This is a genomic window from Macrococcus lamae, from assembly GCF_004359545.1.
Lineage (GTDB): Bacteria > Bacillota > Bacilli > Staphylococcales > Staphylococcaceae > Macrococcus > Macrococcus lamae.
In genome coordinates, this window is sequence record NZ_SCWB01000002.1 from 31,262 (window position 1) to 52,113 (window position 20,852).

A 20,852-nucleotide genomic window follows, 5' to 3' on the forward strand; every position below is an offset into this window, starting at 1 on the left:
TGTCTATAATTCAGTTCTGAGCTGCCAGAGTTCAGGGAAGAAATACTGATCCAGTACTTTTTTCAAGTAATTGACCCCTTGAGAGCCGCCTGTCCCCATCTTAAAGCCGATAATACGTTCAACAGTTTTCATATGTCTGAAGCGCCATTGCTGGAACAGATCTTCAATATCGACGAGTTCTTCTGCCAGTTCATAAAGCTGCCAGTATTCATTGCTATTACGATAGACTTCTTTCCACGCTTCTTTTACACTCTCATTTACTTCATGTGTGATTGATGGGTCACGGTCTAGAACAGCTGAATCTATTTTAAACCCTTGACGATGTAGTGCCTGAATTGCTGCATCGTAAAGGCTTGGAGCATGATAGGCTTCGAGCAGCTGGGCATGTATGTCCGGCTCATGCACATAGATTTTCAATATATAATCTGTCTTATAACCAAGATAAAATTCTATCAATCGGTTTTGATATGACTGAAAACCTGATGAATGACCGAGATGATCGCGGAATTCCAAATATTCACTCGGCGTTAAAGTCGCCAGTACATCCCAGACGTTTTTAATCTGCTGCTGAATCTGTGACACGCGTGCGAGTTTTTTGAAAGCCTCACCCAATTGATCGTTCTGGATATTGATTACAGCAGCTTTCAATTCATGTAACATCTGTTTCATCCATACTTCGCTCACATGATGCACGGTAATGAACAGCATCTCGTCATGATGATCGCTAAGTGGATGATGACTTGACAGAAGCGTATCGAGTCCAAGATAACTGCTGTAAGTCATGTCTTTTTTAAAGTCGGTATGAATATTCTTTTCATTCTCAAATGCTTGGTGATGATTAGCCATGAGATACCTCCTTACGTCTGATGACAGCACGTACAGGACTTCCATCAGCTTCAGCTATGGCTAAAGGCAGAGCAATCAGCTCATAATTACCAGGCTCTATTGAATCCAGCATGACATTCTCCAGAATATAGATGTCATGATGATAGAGCGCGTGATGTCCTTGTAAGTCTTTGCTTGAAATATCATCGACTGACGGCGTATCAACACCGACAAGTTTAACTCCGAGTGTGTTCAAATAATCAGCACCGTCAGACGTAATACCAGGAACATTTTCCGGGAAATATTTTGGGTTGTTACGTAATGACGTTTTAATCAGCACACGTTCAGCCGGTTTGGTCAGCTTGTTTTTAAATGCTTCAGCTGAAAGAGTATCAAATTCACTTAAATCTATCACTTGGCAGTCGCCGATATAGCGATTGATATCAAGATCGAGAATTCGTCTGCCGCTTGAATCGTAGTGGAACGGTGCGTCGACATGTGTTCCGATATGAGTACTTGTTGTGATTCTGCCGATATTGACAGAACCGGAATTTTCCTTAGTGATTGTCGTCTCATAGACAAATGGCTGATCTTCCGGCCAGTGAGCAATATCATTCGTTAAAGGTTGTGAAATATCTATCCAGCTCATTACGCCACAACCTCTCGTTCATTTTTATATTCCCTATACTTTTCTTCTGTCATAATCGACTTGATAATAGACACTGTGTCATATAGTTCGGTAAATGTATTATATAAGGCCACAGGAGATAAGCGGATTCCTTTAGGCGCACGGAAATCTGGAATGATTCCTTCAGCCTTCATCGCTTTTGTGATACGGGCAGCTTCATCGTGTTCAATATATAAATGACCTCCACGTGCATGATGATCGAGCGGTGTAGTGATAATAAAACCGAGCGGCACTAAATGTTCAGTCACCAGCTCAATCAGTAAATCGGTCATCAGCAGAGATTTAGCGCGTACCGCATCAATCGTCGCCTCATTCATCATTTCGAGCGCTCCAATCAGCGGTGCAGCACTCAGCATATGCGGTGTACCAATCTGGTAGGCACCGGCATCGATTGCCTGAGAAAAGTCATGCTCCATATCAAATTGCTTGTTTTTGTCAGAACCGAACCAGCCTGCAAGACCAGGCGCATGTACATGATGCTTTTCATTGATGTACAATCCCCCGATGCTGCCCGGTCCTCCGTTTAAATGTTTATACGTACACCATACAGCGAAATCAACATCCCATGCATTCAGTTCGTGCGGCAAAGAGCCGATTGAATGGCACAAGTCAAAACCTATGACGATGCCTCGCCTATGTGCTTCTTCTGTCAAAGTCTTCATATCAAGTACTTGCCCGCTGCGGTAAAGCACGCTTGGCAGTAATATCAATGCGATATCGTCAGTCATCTGAGCAATAATATCATCCGTCAGTAAAGTTTGACCGTCACGTGATTGTACTTGCACTAACGCATCCTCATGATAACCTTTCAATGCGAGCTGTGATTTTAAAGCATAAATATCGGATGGAAAGTTAAGTTCATCCGCCAGAATTTTATAACGTTCCTTAGTCGGCTGATAAAGCGTTGCTATCATCTGATGAATATTAGTCGTCGTTGAGCCAGTCACACATACTTCCTCAGGAGCCGCACCGACAAGCGGTGCCATCAATTCTGACAATTCATCGGTGAAGTAAAACCATGGGCGTTTCCCTTTCATCCATCCGTCAATCCCATACTGCTTCCACATTTCCATGACTTCATTAAGTGAAGCTTCTGCACGGCGGCTCAATAATCCAAGTGAATTGCCGTTTAAATAAATAACCTGGTCATTCAAATAGAATTCATTTCGGAACTTAGCGAGACCATCTTTCTCGTCTAACTGCTGTAAATATTCCCGAGTAATTTTTGTCATCAACTCATCCCCTTTATTTTATTGTATAAGTAAATCATCGAAGTTCAAGAGAAAACGTTTTCTTTTTATTTAAAAAAGAAACCCTCATACATGAAAGTATGAGGGTTTCTATTGAAAATATAAATTCTATGTCCCGCAGAATGTCTGCAGCACTTGTTGTGATGGATCAGGACCGCACATGTATTTTTCAGCGTGAGATTCATTATAAGGGTCTGTAACGACTTTAAGGAGTTTATTGAATTTGGTATAGTCATCGTCATCCGTCGCTTCTTTCAGTGCTTCTTCTACGAGGTGATTACGAGGAATAACAACAGGATTCACTGATTTCATCAGCTGATACGGTTGATCTTCAGTTCTAATACGCTTCTGCCAGCGCTGATACCAGTTCGTAAATGTTTCTTCATTGCGTATCGTCATCTGTTCTACTTTATTCTCTGATAATAAACGAAATGTGGCCGTATAATCCAGTTCATGTAGTTCCAGCAAATTAAGAAAATCAATCATCAGCTGGTCATCATTTTCCTGACGTTCATGAATGCCGAGTTTCTGTGCCATATAATCCAGGTAATAAGAAATGTAACACGTTTCATATTGTTTTAATGAACCTTTAGCGAGGCTGATTGCTTTTTCTTCATCTGAATCTATGAGAGAAATCAATGTCTCAGCGAAACGCGATAAGTTCCATAATCCGATACCGGGCTGATTTTGAAATTGATAACGACCTTGTACATCAATTGAGCTGAAGACAGTAGCAGGATTGAAGGAATCCATGAAAGCACACGGTCCGTAATCAATGGTTTCACCGCTGATAGTCATGTTGTCTGTGTTCATTACACCATGAATGAATCCGACAGCCTGCCATTTAGCGATTAAAGACGCTTGAACATCGATAACTTTATCAAGCAGAGCAAGGTATTTATTATCTTTATTATTCGACTGTGGATAATGTCGATTAATGGTATAGTCTGCAAGTTTTCTGATGATAGTATCATCTTCTAATCTTGCAGCATATTCGAAAGTTCCCACGCGTATATGGCTTGCTGCTACTCTTGTCAGAATACCGCCAAGCATTGATGTCTCGCGGCGAACCTGATCACCAGTTGCAGTGACGGCAAGACTTCTTGTTGATGGTATAGCCAGAGCATGCATCGCTTCGCTGATGATATACTCTCTAAGCATCGGCCCAAGCGGTGACCTTCCATCTCCCATACGTGAATACGGAGTTCGGCCTGAACCTTTCAATTGAATATCATAGCGTTTACCATGAGGTGTGATATGTTCGCCAAGAAGCAGGACACGACCGTCGCCAAGCATGGAAAACTGACCAAACTGATGGCCGGCGTAAGCCTGTGCAATAGGTTCTGCTCCTTCAGGCAACGAATTGCCGCCAAACAATTGTGCCGATTCAAAAATTGATATATCAAGACCCAGTTCATCAGCAAGTTGTGTATTTTTTGCTACAATTTTTGGTTTGCTGACTGGATTAAGCTGTTCACGGGTATAGAGGTCATCAGGAAGCGCGAGATAAGTATTGTCAAATTTCCATTGATTACTACTCATATGATATTCTCCTTGTCATATTGATATGTTATCAGTTTAACATCCGTACTCAGTATGAGTGAGTAAAAGGCTCATGACATCTACCGATTTATATGGAATTGTATCGTAAAATGTTAAAATAAAGATAATTTATAATAAACAGACTATGAATGCCCGAAAATATTTAAATAAATTTTTGCTTGCTGTTTTATTTCTAATGGAAAGGAAATGATGATGATGTGGAGAAAACTAGTGCTTCTTAATGCCGTCGCATGGGGAACAATTAATTTAGCAAACTCACTGATGATGAGTAAAGTTCCCACTGAATTTTTTATTAAAGCAAAGCCATTCTTTAAAGATTTTAAATGGGAATGCGGGGGTGAAGTATGGAACAGACTATTTCGGGTAAAGACTTGGAAGCATAAATTACCGGATGGCACGTTATTTATTAAAAGTGGTCATAATAAATCGCATCTTCCGAATCATCAAAACACTACATTTGAAACGTTTCTCATTGAAATGCGTAGGGCAGAGATGACGCACTGGTTCACTATTTGCTTCAGCTTCTTATTTTTTCTATGGAATCCTAGATGGGCTGCTGTATTAAACATTATGTTTGGAATCGTCAGTAATTTCCCTTTTATTATTGCTCAACGATACAACAGACCAAGGCTTGAAAAAGTCTTTATTAAAAAAAATAAACGTAGTCTGACCACTTAATTTAGGAGATGATACAAGATGAGTTATGAAAAAAACAAAAGAGAGCAGCGGAAAGATGACCATATTCAGCTGGCTATAGATCATCCTGATTCTCCTCGTTCTGCATTCGATGAAATTCGTTTTATTCATCAATCAATTCCAAGCTTAAATATAGATGAAGTGAATCTTTCCACTACTATCGGAAACCTTAAAGTTAATCACCCTTTTTACATTAATGCAATGACAGGTGGAAGTAAGCGTGCAGCTGAAATTAATGAAAAATTAGCGATTGTTGCACGTGAAACACATATTACGATGGCTGTAGGTTCAATGCATGCTGCATTGAAAGATACTGCGCTTGCTCATTCTTATATGGTCGTTCGTCAGCAAAATCCGAACGGTATGATATTCGGTAATGTCGGAGCTGACGTCGATGTTGATTTGGCGCTTCAAGCGATAGATATGATTCAGGCAGATGCGCTGCAAATACACGTTAACGTGCCGCAGGAACTGGTTATGCCGGAAGGAAGTCGTCAATTTTCAACATGGCTCTCTACAATAGAAAAAATTGTAACACGATCTTCCGTCCCTGTCATTGTCAAGGAAGTTGGGTTTGGTATGAGCCAGGAGACTTTTAGTCAGTTGATGGATATTGGTGTGGAAATTGTCGATGTCAGCGGACGCGGTGGAACGGATTTCATTCATGTGGAAAATGAACGTAGAAGTCTAAAGGACATGAGCTACTTAAAAGAATGGGGCCAGTCGACTGCCGTTTCTCTTCTGGAAGCAAAGCCGTTTCCAGAACTTGACGTGCTGGCAAGCGGAGGTATCCGTCATCCACTGGATGCCATTAAATGTTACGCTCTCGGTGCAAAAGCCGTAGGTATGTCAAGAAACATGTTGCTGCTTATTGAAGATCAAGGAATTGAAGGTACGATTGAATATGTAGAGTCTTTTAAAGAACAGCTAAAAATAATTGCGACCATGCTTGGTGCATCAACATTACAGGAACTCCAAGATAAACCTATAGTGCTCAGTCCAGGATTAATTTCATGGCAGGAGCAGCGCAATCTGAAGTGAGGAGAATGGATATGACTAAAGTAATAGTAATAGGTGCCGGTGTTGCAGGTCTTGCTTGCGCTATTCGGCTGCAGAACGCAGGCTATGATGTTGAAATCTTTGAGAAAGAAGCATTGCCAGGCGGGAAGATGCATCGTATTACAAGAGAAGGTTACTCGTTTGATCTTGGACCAACGATTGTCATGATGCCTGACTTATATAAAGAAATATTTGAAATCGCTGGGCGTAACCCTGATGATTACATCCCTATGCAGCAGCTGAGTCCGATGTACAGTGGTTATTTTAAGCAAGGTACGGAAAAGCTGGATGTTTCAAACGACCTTGTACAGTTGACAGCGTTATTTGAAGCTGTCGATGAAAAGGATGCTGAAGGATTCCTACGCTATATCAGTGATTTATATGGCAGATTCAATATCGCGAAAAATCATTTTCTTCAGCGGCCGTTTAGAAATAAACGGGATTTCTATAACTTGAATATGCTTAATCAAGGATTAAAATTAAAGACACTTGGAAACGCTGAAAATACGATGAATAAGTATATTAAAGATAAAAGAATGCGCGACATGATCAGCTTCCAGACGCTATATATCGGTGTCTCCCCGGCGAAAAGCCCGTCGCTATATACAATCATTCCGATGATTGAATTTCTTTATGGCATTTGGTTCATTAAAGGCGGCATGTACACGATGGCTAAAGGAATGGCTGAATTATTTGAAGAACTAGGAGGAGTCATTCATTACAACGTACCCGTCGATGAAATTATTATCCATAACAAGCAGGCTGTAGGTATTAAGACGCCGTTAGGTATGTTCAGTGCTGATTACGTGATGTGCAACGCTGACTTTCCTTATGCCACAAAACATCTTGTCAAAAATCAGGAAGCAAAAGGAAAATATACAGATAAAAAAATTGATGAGATGGATTATTCATGTTCATGTTTTGTCATGTATCTTGGAATGAATAAAAAATACGAAGAAATCAATAATGTTCATAACTTTGTCTTTTCTGACAATTTAGATAAAAATATCAAGCAGATTTTTGATGGAACAACAATAGAAGACCCATCACTTTATATGTATATCGCCTCTAAACTTGATCCGACACTTGCTCCGGAAGGTAAGGACGGTCTATATATCCTGATGCCGATATCAGAACTTAAAACAGCACAATATGAATGGAACGTGGAAACAGAAAGTTACTATAGAGAAAAGATGTTATCAAAACTTGAGCAGCTGCCTGGCATGGAGAACATCAGAGAGGAGATAGTAACAGAAACACGGGTGACTCCTGTTGATTTCAATAACCGGTTTAATGCCTATAATGGTGCGACATTCGGTCTTCAGCCGACATTGTTTCAAAGTAACCATTTAAGACCACAAAGTAAGGCTGTCGCTTGTGAGAATCTCTATTTCACAGGTAGCAGTACACATCCAGGAGCAGGTGTTCCTATCGTGCTGCTGTCATCAAAAATTGCAGCTGAAGAACTCATGCTTGACGATAAAAATTACAGGAAGTGATTACAATGGATCACTATACGCTAAACAAAGATTATGAATACTGCAGGAACATCATAAAACAACATTCAAAATCATTCTATTATGCGTTCAAAGAACTGCCGGTAGATGATGCTAATGCGGTCTATGCAGTCTACGCATTCTGTCGGATGGCTGATGATATCGTCGATGAGTCAGAAAGCGCTGCGATGAGCATTTCAGGTTTAAATCAACTGAAAAAAGACTTGAGTGATTTTGCGAATGGTTATGAAATCAATCATCCGATGTGGCGTGCACTACGCGACGTGCACTCCCGTTATACGCTTGACCTCGAAATGTTCAACTGGCAGATTAGTGGGCAGGAGCATGATATTATGTTTAAACAGCCGGAAACGCTTGAGGATTTAAAGTGGTATAGTACTCAGGTTGCGGGTTCTGTAGGACGTATGCTGCTCCCTATACTTTCTGACAACAACAGCGAACAATTAAAAAGAGATGCTGAACAGCTGGGTGTCGCTATGCAGATTACTAATATTCTTCGGGATATAGGAGAAGATTATTCATATCATCGAAGAATCTATATACCTGTTGAAATAATGGAAAAGTACGGCTGCATTAAAGCGATTGAAGAACGGCAGTCTGAACCTGCATTCATAGAGATGTGGGAATATTTGGCCGGTTACGCTGAAGGAATTTACGACAATTTTTATAGCTCAATCAATCTTTATAAAAAAGAAGGGCAGCTGCCGCTGTTATTATCAGCAATGGTCTACCGAGCTATATTAGATGAAGTAAGAGCAAATAATTATAATTGTCTCACTGATAGAAACAAAGTATCAACAGCAAGGAAATTGATGATCAGGCACCAGGCTATGAACTATCTGACTGGCTTGTAAGGAGGAGGATGACAATGAAAAAAGCAGTAGTCATCGGTGGTGGACTCGGGGGCATATCAGCAGCTATTACATTAGTGCAGCAAGGCTTTGACGTGTCACTTTATGAACGGAATCACCATATCGGTGGGAAACTCAATCGACTGGAGCAGGATGGGTTCGGATTTGATCTTGGACCGTCCATATTAACCATGCCTTATATATTTGAAACGCTATTTGAAAGAAGCAGTAAAAACATGGCGGACTATGTGGAAATTGTCAGACTTCCTCTTGAGTGGCGCTCCTTTTTTCCATCTGGTCATATATATAATCTGTATGGTGACTTACAAGTGATGGCAGATGAAAACCCTTATTTGTCGAACCAGGACATGGATGAGTATCAGAACTTTCTGAATTATGCCGGTAGAATCCATGAACTGACAAAAGACAGTTATTTTGCGCTCGGCATAGATAAGAAGATTCCCCTGATTAAACATCATGGGCCATTAAATGCTCTAAAAGGATTTGACTATTTCAGTACAATGCAGCAGGCTATCAACAAATACATAGGTAATACTGAATTCAGGGATATGCTAGGCTATTTTATTAAATATGTTGGTTCCTCGTCTTATGACGCGCCAGCTGTCCTAAATATGATGATTCACATGCAGCATGAGCAGGGTGCATGGTATGTCTCCGGGGGTATGCATAAGTTAGCAGAAGGAATCACGCAGCTCGCACGCGACATAGGGGTCAAGATCCATACAGGCATTGAAGTCGTTCATATGAATCAGACTCAAAATGCTATTGAATCGATTATTTTAAGTGATGACACAACAGTGACAGCGGATTACTTCGTGTCCAATATGGAAGTCATACCGCTATACGAGCAGCTACTTGACATGCCTCCAAAAAATATTAAGAAGCTAAAAAAGAAGTTTGAACCGACAAGCTCAGGCCTGGTCATGCATATCGGTGTGAAGAAAGAATATCCGCAACTCTCGCACCACAACTTCTTTTTTTCAAACGATTCGAAACGCAATTATCGTCAAGTCTTCCATGATAAAGTACTGCCGGATGACCCGACCATCTATCTCGTTAACACGAATAAGACAGATCCTGGGCAGGCACCGACAGGACATGAAAACATTAAAATCCTTCCACATATTCCACATCTGCAGGACAAGGACTTCACAGTGCAGGACTATGCAAATTTACGTGAACGAGTCTTAATTAAACTCGAGAAGATGGGCCTCACTGATCTTAGGCAGCATATTGTGACAGAAGACTTATGGCTTCCTGCTGATATTGAACGCATATATGGCTCTGACCGCGGCGCAATATACGGGACACTATCTGACCGTAAGAAAAACAACGGCTTTAAGCATCCGAAGCATAGTGATCATTTCGACAACCTTTACTTTGTCGGTGGTACTGTGAATCCGGGCGGCGGTATGCCGATGGTGACACTCAGCGGTCAGCAGGTCGGTAAGATGATAGCAGAGCGTGAACGATAAATGCTAATCGTATTTGTCATATTGACGCTGCTGTCTTTAGTATGCGGTTACTTAATGTATATGCGACATCCTGTTGTCGAAGAAGTTAACACTCAATTGCAGCAATCAGTCAGCGTGATCATTCCGGCCCGAGATGAAGAAGACAACCTGCCGACGTTACTTCAATCTATACAGATGCAGACGATGAGACCGCTTGATGTCATTATTGTTGATGACGGGTCCACTGACAACACAGCTGTCATTGCTGAACAGTTTGGTGCTCATGTGATTCATTTCGATAATCAGTCCGACTGGAAAGGCAAGACCGCGGCATGCTATGATGGGGCGCGTTATGCACGAGGAAACATACTCATATTTATGGACGCTGACACTTGGTTTAATGACAAATCGTCACTTGCCAAGATTACAGCGACTTATAAAGAAGGTCTTCTGGCGATTCAGCCTTACCATGTCACAAAAATGTGGTATGAGCAATTATCAGTACTATTCAATATTCTGACGATTACCGGTATGAATATTTTCTCTGTCATCAGACCGAAGCAGAATACAGGTGCATTCGGACCGTTTATTCTCTGCTCAAGAGAAGATTATATTAAGACAGGCGGGCACAAAGAAGCGAGTGGTGAAATCATCGAAGGATTTGCGCTTGCACATAACTTCCATCAACATCAGCTGTCTGTCACGCTGCTGCTCGGCCAGGGAACGCTGAATTTCAGAATGTATCCTCGCGGCTTACGTTTTATGATGTCAGGGTGGGCAAAACACTTCGCTACGGGCGCTACTGAGACATTGCCAGCTGTGATGACATTAATCGTTTTGTGGATGACAGCATCAGTGACATTGCCGCTCTTTATTATATGGGGACTAGTGACAGGACCTGGGCACTTAATAACAGCTATATTTAGTTATTTAATTTACTCGAGTTATTTCTATGTAATTTCTAGAAGAACAGGAAATTTTAATATCTTAACAGCGTTGTTATTTCCAATGACGTTTCTCTTTTTCATGTATGTATTCATGCGCTCAGCATTTGATACGTATATTCGTAAAGAAGTGAAATGGAAGGGACGTCATATTAAATTTTAGAAAGGACTGACACGCTTGAATCAGTATAATATAAACTTAAACGGAGTCGACTATCATATAATCGACGAAGGAGCAGGAGAGCCTGTTCTGCTCCTGCACGGCTTTCCGGATTCAGCAAAGCTCTGGGAACGGATGATACCGTTACTGACTGCGCGAGGATACCGCGTCATTGCTCCTGACTTAAGAGGTTACGGAGAGACTGAGGTGCTTGAGCATGTAGAAGATTATAAGCTTGAACTATCAGCTAAAGACTTGTTTGACCTATTGACCGCGCTCGATATTCAGAAAGTAAAAATCATCGGACATGACTGGGGTGCTATACTCGGCTGGTATTTCAGCGCGCATTATCCGACAGTCGTAGAAAATTATGTGGCATTGAGTGTGGGACATCCGAAATCTTACTTCCGAAGAGGAACGATTAAGCAGTTGTTCAAAGGATCATATGTTGGTCTTTTCTTACAAAAAGGAATCGCTGAAAAAGTGTTCAGCATGGGAAACTACTTTGTGCTGCGTAAAATGGCAAGTGAATCAGACCGCTTAAAACGTCAATGGCTGCATGACATGACTCGCTCTGGCAGGTTAACTGCCGGGTTTAACTGGTACCGTGCCAACTTCAATGGAACAATGATGCGCACGCCTGATGTAAAAGTACCTGTGCTAGGAATCATCGGAGAAAATGACCCTGCGTTAACGAAAGAACAGATGATCAATTCCAGTTACTATGTCAACCAACCCTTCTCTTGCAAAATCATCAAACAGCAGGGTCACTGGCTGCCGGTAACCTGCCCTGAACAATTAGTAGATATTATTGAAGATTTTCATCAAAGCTATAAACAATAGAAATATTAAAAGCGCCCTGGCTGTTAAACAGTCAAGGCGCTTTTAATGGCTCTTTTATAAGTCTAAAGTCTGATTCGTTTCAGAATCGTTGCTTCTGTCTGTACTCACTAATTTTTTAAGACCTTCAACGAATGTTTTTGCCTTCTGGTCTGTGCCCCAGTATTCTGCAGATTCTGCTTCTACTCGGATCAATACAACATTTGGATCATCATATGTCGTATCAAGGAAAGCTTCCATCGCTTTATTCCAGTATTTTTTCTTCAGTTCTAAATCATCAACTAATTGAGCGGTTCCTGAAATAGAGACATAGCCTTCTTTTGAAAAAGCAACGTTCACTCGAGGGTCAGCAAGTAATTCATCTGCCTTCTCAGTATCGCGCATTGTAATAAACCAAAGGTTACCATCTTCTTCCGCTTCCTGATAAGCCATCGGACGTGAAACAAGCTTGTCTCCTGACAGTGTTGTCATCATCGCTGTATCATTCTTCTTGATGATTTCGTATAGGCGTTCTCTTTTCTCTTCATGTGATAGTTGTTCTGACATCATCGCACCTCCATGTGTAATTAGCCTCAGATTACTAAAATAAAATAATGATTACAAATGATAAGCAGTAAGAATTTACTTTATTTTTAAATAAAGTAAATTCGTTTTTGTAGACTGAAAAAGAGGGTAAAAGATATGTTAGTCAATTGTTTTAGCACTATGAAATATTAAATAAAGCAGGTGAATCCATGCAGATTTTCAGACCATATGAAAGCCATGAGCAATCAGCCTTATATCTTGATAACAGACGGTTATCTAAGCAGGTGCTTGAACTGTATCAGATTATACGAGTCTGTCTTGCCAAGATGGAAATTATTGAAGGCAACACGCGTTATTTATCTCATCCTGTAGTGAAACATATTTATAATAACGGTCATCCATATTTACCGGATGCCCTGCACTTTCTTCATGCTTGTGACATGGAACATCAGCGAAGAGGTGGCAGGAGAAACGAAGCATTTAGAGATGATGTCATCCGTCTGACTGAAATGATTCATAACAATTACAAGCAGTTTAATGATAATAAAATCCCGCCATATTATGTGTACGGTGATGATAAAGTATATGGTGACAGCGTCTATCAGCTATATCGTGAGCTGCTTTATCAGAAATGGCTGGATGACACTATTGCGCCAAGATGCGGCGTCAACTTAATGGGCAGGTGAAAAAATGTCTATTTATTCAACGGGATTCCGATTAATCTTTGGCATGCTGGACAAGATAAGGAGTCATTCTGAAACAGCACCTGAAGAAGTCAGCGTGCTTAAAGATATAACGTATAAAGACAATCAACAGCTTGATATCTATTACCCTGAAAATATTATGGACCGTTATGCTGTTATCATTAACGTGCACGGGGGCGGCTGGGTATATGGAGATAGAGAAGTATATCGTAACTACTGCATGACGCTTGCCAGCATGGGCTTTGCAGTTATTAATTATGATTATCGCTTAGCACCGAAGTATAAGTACCCGGCAGCGCTTGAAGATTTAAATGATGTTCTTCATTTTATCAAACAGCATGCTGACTGCTTGAAGCTTGATCTTACTAAATTATACGGCATTGGAGATTCTGCCGGGGCACAGTTATTAAGTCAGTATACTGTCATGATGACAAATACTAGCTATGCATCTAAATATGAAATGAAACTGCCTGAACTTGAGTTCAAAGCACTCGCACTTAATTGTGGTATCTTCGATCCGATAGAGAGAATCAGTAAAACCAGTCGTTCTCCGGTGCTCTGGTATTTAAAACGTCTGTTAAATGACTATATCGGTGAAGATTATTTGGAATTGCGAGAGTTGTTAAATTTTGATGTTTATGTAACAACTGATTTTCCGCCCGTTTTTATAGCAAACAGTGTCAATGACCTGCTAGTCGGCAAACAGCCGATGATTTTACGGACATTCTATAGAAATCATGTACCATTTGTTTACAGAGAATATGGACACCGCGACGTCATGTCACTGCATAATTTTCAGCTTGATCTGAAGCGGCGCACAGCACAGAACTGTATGATAGAAACGCTGACGTTTTTTCACCACCAGAATTAAAACGGACGCCAGTCGGAGCGATCACGAATCAGTATGAAATAATGCGTCAGATGTTTCGAAATTACAGTTTCATCAACCATACCGAGAACAGTATCGTCATCAATTTTCTTTAAATAATCGATCAGAGGTTTCTGGTCATAAATCATCGCAGCAGTTGCAGTACCATTGTAATCCATCAGTCTTAAACGTGCTTTCGGCGAATGAGTTTTAAATATCGGCTTGATTAATGTGACACCGACGTTAAAAAAGACTTTAGGCAGTAATTTCACGAGTTTGATAGGTGCTTTTAAGGATAACATACCGGGATTTGCAGCGAATAACTCGCCGTTTTTATCCTGCATGACAATCGGCGTGACATTATTTTTGTCTTCAAAATATTTGCCGTACCAGTTCGCTTTCTTCAGTAAGCCGGTCATCGGATGCGGTGTATTTACTTCTTCGCCGCGCCATAGTCCATGCATCATTTCGATAGAGACTGAATCTAGACTATCAAAATAAGTCTTAATATCTTCCTGCGACCATTTTCTGTTGATCAATTTGTTAAGTTCCATATTTCTCACACTCCTTCGTTTTACTCATTATTCCCTGTTTCAAAAACAACTCAGTCACAAAATATAAGAAGGGAGCATATTTTTTTAATGTTACTTAATTATATGATATTATAAATTAGTAACATGGGGAGGCGAATAAATGTTAAGTGTAAGTCCGATTAAAGATCAGAAAGTGATTGATTCGTTGAAATCATATTTTCTACAGTCAAATTGTCGGGATTATTTATTTTTTGTTATCAGCATCAATTTGCCGTTTAAATTAAATGAAATTGTCACGTTACGGGTAAAGGATGTTGTTAGGAACGAACAATTGAAGACGTTTCATGTGCAGAATTACGAAATATCTCTTCCGGATTATATTTGTAATGATCTTTTAGGTTTTATACAGAAGCAGCATCTCAGCCCGGATGATTACCTCTTTCAATCAATCAAGACAAAGCAGCCATTGACAAGACAGCAGGTTTACCGGATTATACATGAAGCTGTCACAGCTCTTCAAATTGATACTCATATCGGTATTCAGTCATTAAAAAAGACATTTGCTTTTCATGCCTACATGCACCACATGGATATTTATGCTCTTCAAAATTTACTGGGACATCAGTCTAAATATGATACATATAAATTTATTGAAATAGAACCTCCGACTACAGGAGAACTACGGTTAAATCTATGAAGTAAGGACGTGACTTATGCTCATTTTATTTTTACTGCTCGGCCTGCTTATTATACCCGCATTCTGGCTATTAAAAGATTACATTCATTCATTGCATACAGGTTTCATTGCTCTTATTTATCCGCTTATTGGAACACTATTAGCTATTTATGCTATAGGATCAAAAGTCGAGTTCAATTCTCATGTCACATGGATATCAAAGCTTGACATCAACTGGTCGTTCCGACTGGATGGACTTAGCCTTATCTTTTTCACTTTAATTTCAGTCATCGGACTACTAGTCATTTTTTATTCTATCTTTTATATGTCCAAAAAAGAAAACTTACCTCGATTTTATTCATTTTTGATGCTTTTTATGTTAGCGATGTATGGTGTCGTTTTAGCCAACAATACAATTATCCTTTATATTTTCTGGGAAATGACAAGTATTTCATCATTTCTACTCATCAGTTTCTGGTACAAGAAAGATAAATCCCGGGAAGGCGCATTAAAGTCCTTTTTGATTACCGTATTTGGTGGCATGATGATGCTCCTCGGGTTTATTGCCCTTTATGTGTTGACAGGTACCAATCAGATTGATGAGCTCATTCGCTTAAGCGGACATATTGTCAAAGGAAACTTATTCTACTTCGCAATGGTTATGATTCTGCTTGGTGCACTTACAAAATCTGCTCAGTTCCCTTTTCATATATGGCTTCCTGATGCTATGGAAGCACCGACACCTGTAAGTGCTTTTCTGCATTCGGCTACGATGGTCAAAGCGGGTATTTATTTGCTGCTGCGTTTTCTTCCTATATTCAGCGGCGAACCACTTTTTCAATGGGTGCTGATACTCAACGGTTTAATAACAATGCTTGTCGGCAGTATCTTTGCAGTCAGACAGACTGACTTAAAAGGATTACTTGCATATTCAACGATCAGCCAGCTCGGTATGATTGTTTCGATGATTGGTCTGGCATCATTTGATGTTAAAGAGTCGCTTCATCATGAACTCGTTGTACTCTCGTTGACAGCTTGTTTGCTGCACATCATTAACCATGCGGTGTTCAAAGCAGCTTTATTTATGGGAACTGGCATTGTAGATCATGCAGCTCATACACGTGATTTGAACAAACTTGGCGGATTGAGAAAAGTACTGCCAATCACATTTATAGTCATGACGATAGCAGCAGCATCAATGGCAGGCATACCGCTTCTTAATGGATTTTTAAGTAAGGAATTATTCTTTACAGTATTAAGTGATTCGAGAACAGACGGCATGCCCTATGCTTGGTTGTTAATTGCATTAGGTGTTATTGCAAGTATAGGAACATTTCTATACAGCATTGTCATGATTGCTCGCACTTTTTTTGGTGAACGTCATATCAGGGAAGTTGATGGAGAAGCCAGAAATTTAACAGTCGCTCCTCTAATCTTAAGCATACTTGTCATCATGTTGTTCTTTATTCCAAACGTTGTGTTGAAGCATCTAATCACTCCCGCTATAAATTCTATTCTCAGCTATGACACTGAAGGGATGATAAAACCGATATCAGCATGGCATGGTTTTAATCTGCCGCTCTGGATGACACTCACTGTCTTTATCATCGGTACTTTGCTGTTTATGACAAATTTATACAAAAAAATCTATCCGAAACGTAAAGAAATATTGTTAAATGTTTTTTACAGAGAAACTTTGCTGCGAGGGGATGCTGTCAGTCATTTAGTGATTAAAAGAATAATGTCTGACCGTCTTAATCATTATTTAATGATTTTGTTCGCCGTTATTTTAATCATTACTCTGCCGCTTACATTATATGTGCTGATTAATGAATTTACTATATTTGAATGGCAGTGGCCATCTTTATACAGCATTATTCTGACGCTATTTATTGTAGCAGCGCTATGTGCACTGATATTCGTACAATCTCGAATGACTGCGACTATATTAACCGGTGCAGTGGGTTATGGTGTGTCAGTGATTTATATTTACATGCATGCGCCAGATCTTGCATTGACACAGCTTGTTATTGAGACTATCACCACAGTATTGTTCCTTACATGTTTTTATCATCTGCCGGATCTCGAAGCAGAACGGAAAAGTCGTTTGAATAAAATAGTCAGTATATCGATTGCGGCAGGGGTCAGTATACTTGTCATGACATTATTGCTTATGTCAGGTGATTACGAACTGTTTGAATCTATCTCAAAATATTACGAAAATGCTTATGAACTAGCAGGCGGAAAAAACATCGTCAATGCGATTCTCGGAGATTTCAGAGCGTTCGATACGCTGCTTGAAGGAGTCGTTCTATTGATAACAGGGCTCGGCATATTTACTTTGATTAGACGGCCAAAAAGAGGAGGAAGAGAACTTGAGAGAAAATGATGTGCTGCTGGAAACCATATCAAAAGTCGTCATTGTCATCATTCTGACATTTGGTTTTTATATTTTCTTCAACGGTCATAATGAACCTGGCGGAGGATTTATCGGTGGTCTTGTGTTTGCGTCAGGATTTATATTAATGTTTCTGACGTTTGATGCCGAGCGGATTAAAGAGGCACTGCCCTTTAACTTTAACTTATTAGTCATTTTTGGCAGCTTGATCTCCATCACTACCTTATTTATTCCTCTATTCTATGGAGATGACTTTTTAACGCAGTATGACGGGCACTTCAATGTTTCTTTACTTGGTGATTTTCACTTGTCAACCGTCACGCTATTTGAATTTGGTATTCTGCTGACAGTACTTGGGGTTGTTATGACGATATTATTAACGATTAGTGGTGATGTAGATTGAACGGATTAATTATTATTGTAGTAGGGATGATTACATTTGTCGGTGTTTATCTCATGTTGTCCAAGAACCTTATAAGAATTGTCATAGGGACAAGCATCATTAGTCATGCTGCCAATTTGTTTCTGTTGTCAATGAGCCGTGCCGGCAAAGATGTCCCGATTATTGGTAATGGTAAAGAATACGTGGATGCACTGCCGCAAGCACTCATTCTAACCGCCATTGTTATCAGCTTTGCCATTACAGCATTTTTACTTGTGCTTGTTTACCGGATGTATAGAAAAACGAATGACAATCATATTGATGCATTAGGGGGGTATGATGATGAATAATTTATTGCTCATACCACTTATCGTTCCATTGCTGACCGGAATTATACTCTTCATTTATCCGCATTACCAACGGTTAATCACTATTATAGTTTTAACGATTTCAAGTATCCTGTCACTTTACTTAACATACTATTCGGCAGTTAATGGTACGCTGGTTATCAATTTCGGTGGATGGAAACCGCCTTACGGTATTCAATTTGCAGGAGATGTACTGAGTCTGTCTTTATCTTCAATCAGTCTTCTTGTAACTGCCCTTGTTCTGCTCTATGGCTATCACAGACCTCTCCAGGAAAATGTGAAACTACCATTTATTTTATTTTTGCTGGTCGGTGTTAATGGCTCATTTTTGACTTCAGATATATTTAATTTATTCGTCCAGTTTGAAGTCATGCTGCTTGCTTCATTTGTTCTGCTGGCGATTGGTAATAGAACGGTCCAGTTGAAAGCAAGTATTCCCTATGTTGTTATTAATATTGTCGGTTCTTGGGTTTTTCTGATTGCTATAGGGCTGACTTACCGGACGTACGGTACTCTTAATTTCGCACAGTTATCTGAGCGGGTTGCAAGTGTCGGCATGACTGATTATGCGATCATCATTGCTTTACTGTATCTTTTGGTCTTCAGTTTGAAATCAGCTTTGCTGCTTTTCATGTGGCTGCCCAAGTCATATGCTGTTTTATCAACAGAAAATTCAGCGATTTTTTCAGCACTGCTGACTAAAGTCGGAGTTTATGCATTGCTCAGAATTTTTACGGTCATCTTTTCTGTGCATTCAGCAGTGACGCATCAATTAATTCTCTATATGAGTATTATTACTATGATCATCGGCTGTATTGGAGTACTGGCATATCGCGATATAAAATATATGATCTGTTATCAGATTATATTATCCATTGGTATTATCATATTCGGTCTTGCTACTGATAGTGACACCGGATTAAGCGGTGCAGTCCTGTATCTGCTTAATGATATGTTGATCAAGGCGCTGCTCTTTCTCGTTGCAGGAACTATCATTCATCAGCTGCATGTAAAGAAGATCAAAGAAAATAAAGGATTGATCAAGTCATTTCCTGTACTCGGTATTTTATTCTTCATCGTTACATTAACCATTGGAGGTGTACCGCCATTTGGAGGATTTCCTGGGAAGTTAATGATAGTACAGGCAGGTCTTATGAGCGGTCTTTACATTAGTACGATGATTATGATCGTCACGAGCATCATAAGTTTATACACATTGCTTAGAATGTTCATTAAAGTATTTTTAGGAGAGCCATCTGCTGATAAAGCTGTTGACAAGATACATACTCATCAGTATGTTGCTATGATATCATTACTAATACTTTCACTTTGTATATCCTTCTTTGCAAACCCATTAATAGAATTGGTCCAAACCATTGATAATGATATATATACAGATACTATGATGTCAGGAGGCAAAAAGTAATGGCCCAATTTCTTCTTAATATTCTTATTGCGATACTTTGGACGTTGTTTGGAGATCAGGACCGTTTTTATTGGTCTACTTTCCTGAGGGGCTATCTAATAGGACTTATCATCGTATTTTTCATTCATCAGTTTTTTGGTGGTAAGTTTTATTTATATAAATTCTGGGTGATAGTTAAGCTGTTCGCGCTATTTAATTATGAGCTGATTACATCGAGCTTGACGACCAGTCGTTATATTCTTTTCAATTCAGGAGATATTCATCCTGGTCTTGTCACTTATGAAACAGAATTGAAAGAAAATTGGCAGGTTACTATATTGACGCTCCTCATTATTTTGACGCCAGGGTCAGTCGTTCTTAGAATTTCAGAAGATAATTCTAAACTGCTCATCCACGCACTGAATCAGGATTCTCTTGAAAATCAAAAACTTGTTAAATCGATCAGAAATTACGAGCGTCTCATATTGGAGGTTGCATACACATGATTATGATAATTATTAAAGTCGCACTAGTTATATACGGAGTTGCAATGTGCCTTGCATTATTTAGGATGATTAAAGGACCATCACTTCCTGACCGGGTTGTTGCTTTTGATACAATAGGTGTAATTATAATGTCATCTGTCGCAATAATGAGTGTAATATATGGTACGAAGAGTTACTTAGAGGCGATTCTCATTATAGGAGTTCTTGCATTTATCAGCACGATTGCAACATCACGGTTTATAGAAAGAGGTGTGATCTTTGAACGTAAACGACATCGTTAATTTAATTGCAGCATTGATTATACTGCTTGGCAGCATTATGGCACTGATCAGCGCTATAGGACTAGTGCGATTTAAAGACGTCTATACGCGAAGCCACGCAGCAACAAAAAATTCTACTTTAGGTGTACTGCTGACATTATCCGGAGTGCTTATCTACTTTTTAGTCAATGATAATTACTTCAGCGTCAGATTGATTCTCGGAATTGCCTTTCTATATTTGACCAGCCCGGTTGCCGGTCATCTCATTACTAGAGCCGCGTATCACTCAGGTGTAGAAGTTTATGTAAAGGGAGATAAGAGGAAAATAGAAGATTTGAATTCGTAAATCAATGATCATT

General features: G+C 39.8%; 22 protein-coding genes and 1 pseudogene. 17 read left to right on the forward strand and 6 right to left on the reverse strand.

All coding sequences use genetic code 11. The annotated features are described in order from the left end of the window. Positions 1–3: 3 nt before the first annotated feature. The 4 genes from kynA to ERX29_RS01695 form a co-directional block, all read right to left on the reverse strand. Positions 4–846, reverse strand: coding sequence for a tryptophan 2,3-dioxygenase (gene kynA / locus ERX29_RS01680; protein ID WP_133442954.1), 843 nt, complete (start codon positions 844–846; stop codon positions 4–6). After that, a complete protein-coding gene (gene kynB, locus ERX29_RS01685; protein ID WP_133442955.1) occupies positions 839–1,474 on the reverse strand; it encodes an arylformamidase in 636 nt (211 codons plus the stop codon). The genes kynA and kynB overlap by 8 nt, the downstream gene beginning before the upstream one ends. Next, a complete protein-coding gene (kynU, locus tag ERX29_RS01690) occupies positions 1,474–2,745 on the reverse strand; it encodes a kynureninase (RefSeq protein ID WP_207999146.1) in 1,272 nt (423 codons plus the stop codon). Before kynU ends, kynB begins: the two co-directional genes overlap by 1 nt. 126 nt (positions 2,746–2,871) lie before the next feature. Then, entirely contained in the window at positions 2,872–4,305 is a 1,434-nt protein-coding gene (locus tag ERX29_RS01695; protein ID WP_133442957.1) for a protein adenylyltransferase SelO, read from the reverse strand. 216 nt (positions 4,306–4,521) lie between these two features. On the opposite strand from ERX29_RS01695, the gene ERX29_RS01700 reads away from it, so the two are divergent. From ERX29_RS01700 to ERX29_RS01730, 7 genes are read left to right on the forward strand one after another with little or no spacing between them, the layout of a single operon-like run. After that, the gene (locus tag ERX29_RS01700; RefSeq protein ID WP_133442958.1) at positions 4,522–5,004 is read left to right on the forward strand and encodes a glycosyl-4,4'-diaponeurosporenoate acyltransferase CrtO family protein; all 483 of its coding nucleotides are present in this window, start codon (positions 4,522–4,524) and stop codon (positions 5,002–5,004) included. An 18-nt stretch (positions 5,005–5,022) separates the two neighbouring features. Continuing rightward, entirely contained in the window at positions 5,023–6,063 is a 1,041-nt protein-coding gene (gene fni / locus ERX29_RS01705) for a type 2 isopentenyl-diphosphate Delta-isomerase (RefSeq protein WP_133442959.1), read from the forward strand. Positions 6,064–6,074: 11 nt separating this feature from the next. Then, positions 6,075–7,580, forward strand: a complete 1,506-nt coding sequence (locus ERX29_RS01710; RefSeq protein ID WP_341777592.1) for a phytoene desaturase family protein — start codon at positions 6,075–6,077, stop codon at positions 7,578–7,580. Between the two features lie 5 nt (positions 7,581–7,585). Continuing rightward, positions 7,586–8,452 (forward strand): phytoene/squalene synthase family protein, encoded by an 867-nt coding sequence (locus tag ERX29_RS01715; RefSeq protein WP_133442960.1) that lies wholly within the window; start codon positions 7,586–7,588, stop codon positions 8,450–8,452. A gap of 8 nt (positions 8,453–8,460) precedes the next feature. Further along, the gene (locus ERX29_RS01720; RefSeq protein ID WP_133442961.1) at positions 8,461–9,945 is read left to right on the forward strand and encodes a phytoene desaturase family protein; all 1,485 of its coding nucleotides are present in this window, start codon (positions 8,461–8,463) and stop codon (positions 9,943–9,945) included. Then, positions 9,946–11,031, forward strand: coding sequence for a glycosyltransferase family 2 protein (locus ERX29_RS01725; RefSeq protein ID WP_133442962.1), 1,086 nt, complete (start codon positions 9,946–9,948; stop codon positions 11,029–11,031). A 15-nt stretch (positions 11,032–11,046) separates the two neighbouring features. Continuing rightward, positions 11,047–11,871 carry an alpha/beta fold hydrolase gene (locus ERX29_RS01730; RefSeq protein WP_165981027.1) on the forward strand — a complete coding sequence of 275 codons (825 nt, stop codon included), beginning with the start codon at positions 11,047–11,049 and terminating at the stop codon, positions 11,869–11,871. 54 nt (positions 11,872–11,925) lie between these two features. Here the strand turns inward: ERX29_RS01730 and ERX29_RS01735 are convergent, their stop codons facing one another. Continuing rightward, positions 11,926–12,414, reverse strand: coding sequence for a pyridoxamine 5'-phosphate oxidase family protein (locus tag ERX29_RS01735; RefSeq protein WP_133442964.1), 489 nt, complete (start codon positions 12,412–12,414; stop codon positions 11,926–11,928). A gap of 188 nt (positions 12,415–12,602) precedes the next feature. On the opposite strand from ERX29_RS01735, the gene ERX29_RS01740 reads away from it, so the two are divergent. Together ERX29_RS01740 and ERX29_RS01745 are read left to right on the forward strand one after the other, a co-directional pair. Beyond that, positions 12,603–13,079, forward strand: a complete 477-nt coding sequence (locus tag ERX29_RS01740) for a pyrimidine dimer DNA glycosylase/endonuclease V (RefSeq protein WP_133442965.1) — start codon at positions 12,603–12,605, stop codon at positions 13,077–13,079. Positions 13,080–13,122: 43 nt separating this feature from the next. Next, positions 13,123–13,968 carry an alpha/beta hydrolase gene (locus ERX29_RS01745; protein ID WP_165981028.1) on the forward strand — a complete coding sequence of 282 codons (846 nt, stop codon included), beginning with the start codon at positions 13,123–13,125 and terminating at the stop codon, positions 13,966–13,968. Here ERX29_RS01745 and ERX29_RS01750 read toward each other — a convergent pair. Continuing rightward, entirely contained in the window at positions 13,965–14,519 is a 555-nt protein-coding gene (locus tag ERX29_RS01750) for a GXWXG domain-containing protein (protein ID WP_133442967.1), read from the reverse strand. The two genes, ERX29_RS01745 and ERX29_RS01750, sit on opposite strands and share 4 nt — an antisense overlap. 139 nt (positions 14,520–14,658) lie before the next feature. On the opposite strand from ERX29_RS01750, the gene ERX29_RS01755 reads away from it, so the two are divergent. The 8 genes and pseudogenes from ERX29_RS01755 to ERX29_RS01790 all read left to right on the forward strand — a co-directional run. Then, positions 14,659–15,195, forward strand: coding sequence for a tyrosine-type recombinase/integrase (locus tag ERX29_RS01755; RefSeq protein ID WP_133442968.1), 537 nt, complete (start codon positions 14,659–14,661; stop codon positions 15,193–15,195). 16 nt (positions 15,196–15,211) lie between these two features. Then, complete coding sequence (mbhE, locus tag ERX29_RS01760; protein WP_133442969.1) at positions 15,212–17,563, forward strand: hydrogen gas-evolving membrane-bound hydrogenase subunit E; 2,352 nt, start codon at positions 15,212–15,214, stop codon at positions 17,561–17,563. Beyond that, positions 17,550–17,975: a monovalent cation/H+ antiporter subunit B gene (locus ERX29_RS01765; RefSeq protein ID WP_133442970.1), complete on the forward strand. Its 426-nt coding sequence runs from the start codon at positions 17,550–17,552 to the stop codon at positions 17,973–17,975. Before mbhE ends, ERX29_RS01765 begins: the two co-directional genes overlap by 14 nt. Beyond that, positions 17,972–18,304, forward strand: coding sequence for a Na(+)/H(+) antiporter subunit C (locus ERX29_RS01770; protein ID WP_133442971.1), 333 nt, complete (start codon positions 17,972–17,974; stop codon positions 18,302–18,304). Before ERX29_RS01765 ends, ERX29_RS01770 begins: the two co-directional genes overlap by 4 nt. Then, positions 18,297–19,748 carry a proton-conducting transporter transmembrane domain-containing protein gene (locus tag ERX29_RS01775; protein ID WP_165981029.1) on the forward strand — a complete coding sequence of 484 codons (1,452 nt, stop codon included), beginning with the start codon at positions 18,297–18,299 and terminating at the stop codon, positions 19,746–19,748. The genes ERX29_RS01770 and ERX29_RS01775 overlap by 8 nt, the downstream gene beginning before the upstream one ends. Next, on the forward strand, positions 19,748–20,233 hold the full coding sequence (locus ERX29_RS01780; protein WP_133442973.1) for a Na+/H+ antiporter subunit E: 486 nt from the start codon (positions 19,748–19,750) through the stop codon (positions 20,231–20,233). The genes ERX29_RS01775 and ERX29_RS01780 overlap by 1 nt, the downstream gene beginning before the upstream one ends. After that, positions 20,230–20,514 carry a Na(+)/H(+) antiporter subunit F1 gene (locus ERX29_RS01785; RefSeq protein ID WP_133442974.1) on the forward strand — a complete coding sequence of 95 codons (285 nt, stop codon included), beginning with the start codon at positions 20,230–20,232 and terminating at the stop codon, positions 20,512–20,514. Before ERX29_RS01780 ends, ERX29_RS01785 begins: the two co-directional genes overlap by 4 nt. Further along, positions 20,492–20,809: pseudogene (locus tag ERX29_RS01790) on the forward strand (Na+/H+ antiporter subunit G); the annotation flags it as partial. The gene ERX29_RS01785 and the pseudogene ERX29_RS01790, both read left to right, overlap by 23 nt. Positions 20,810–20,852: the final 43 nt, after the last annotated feature.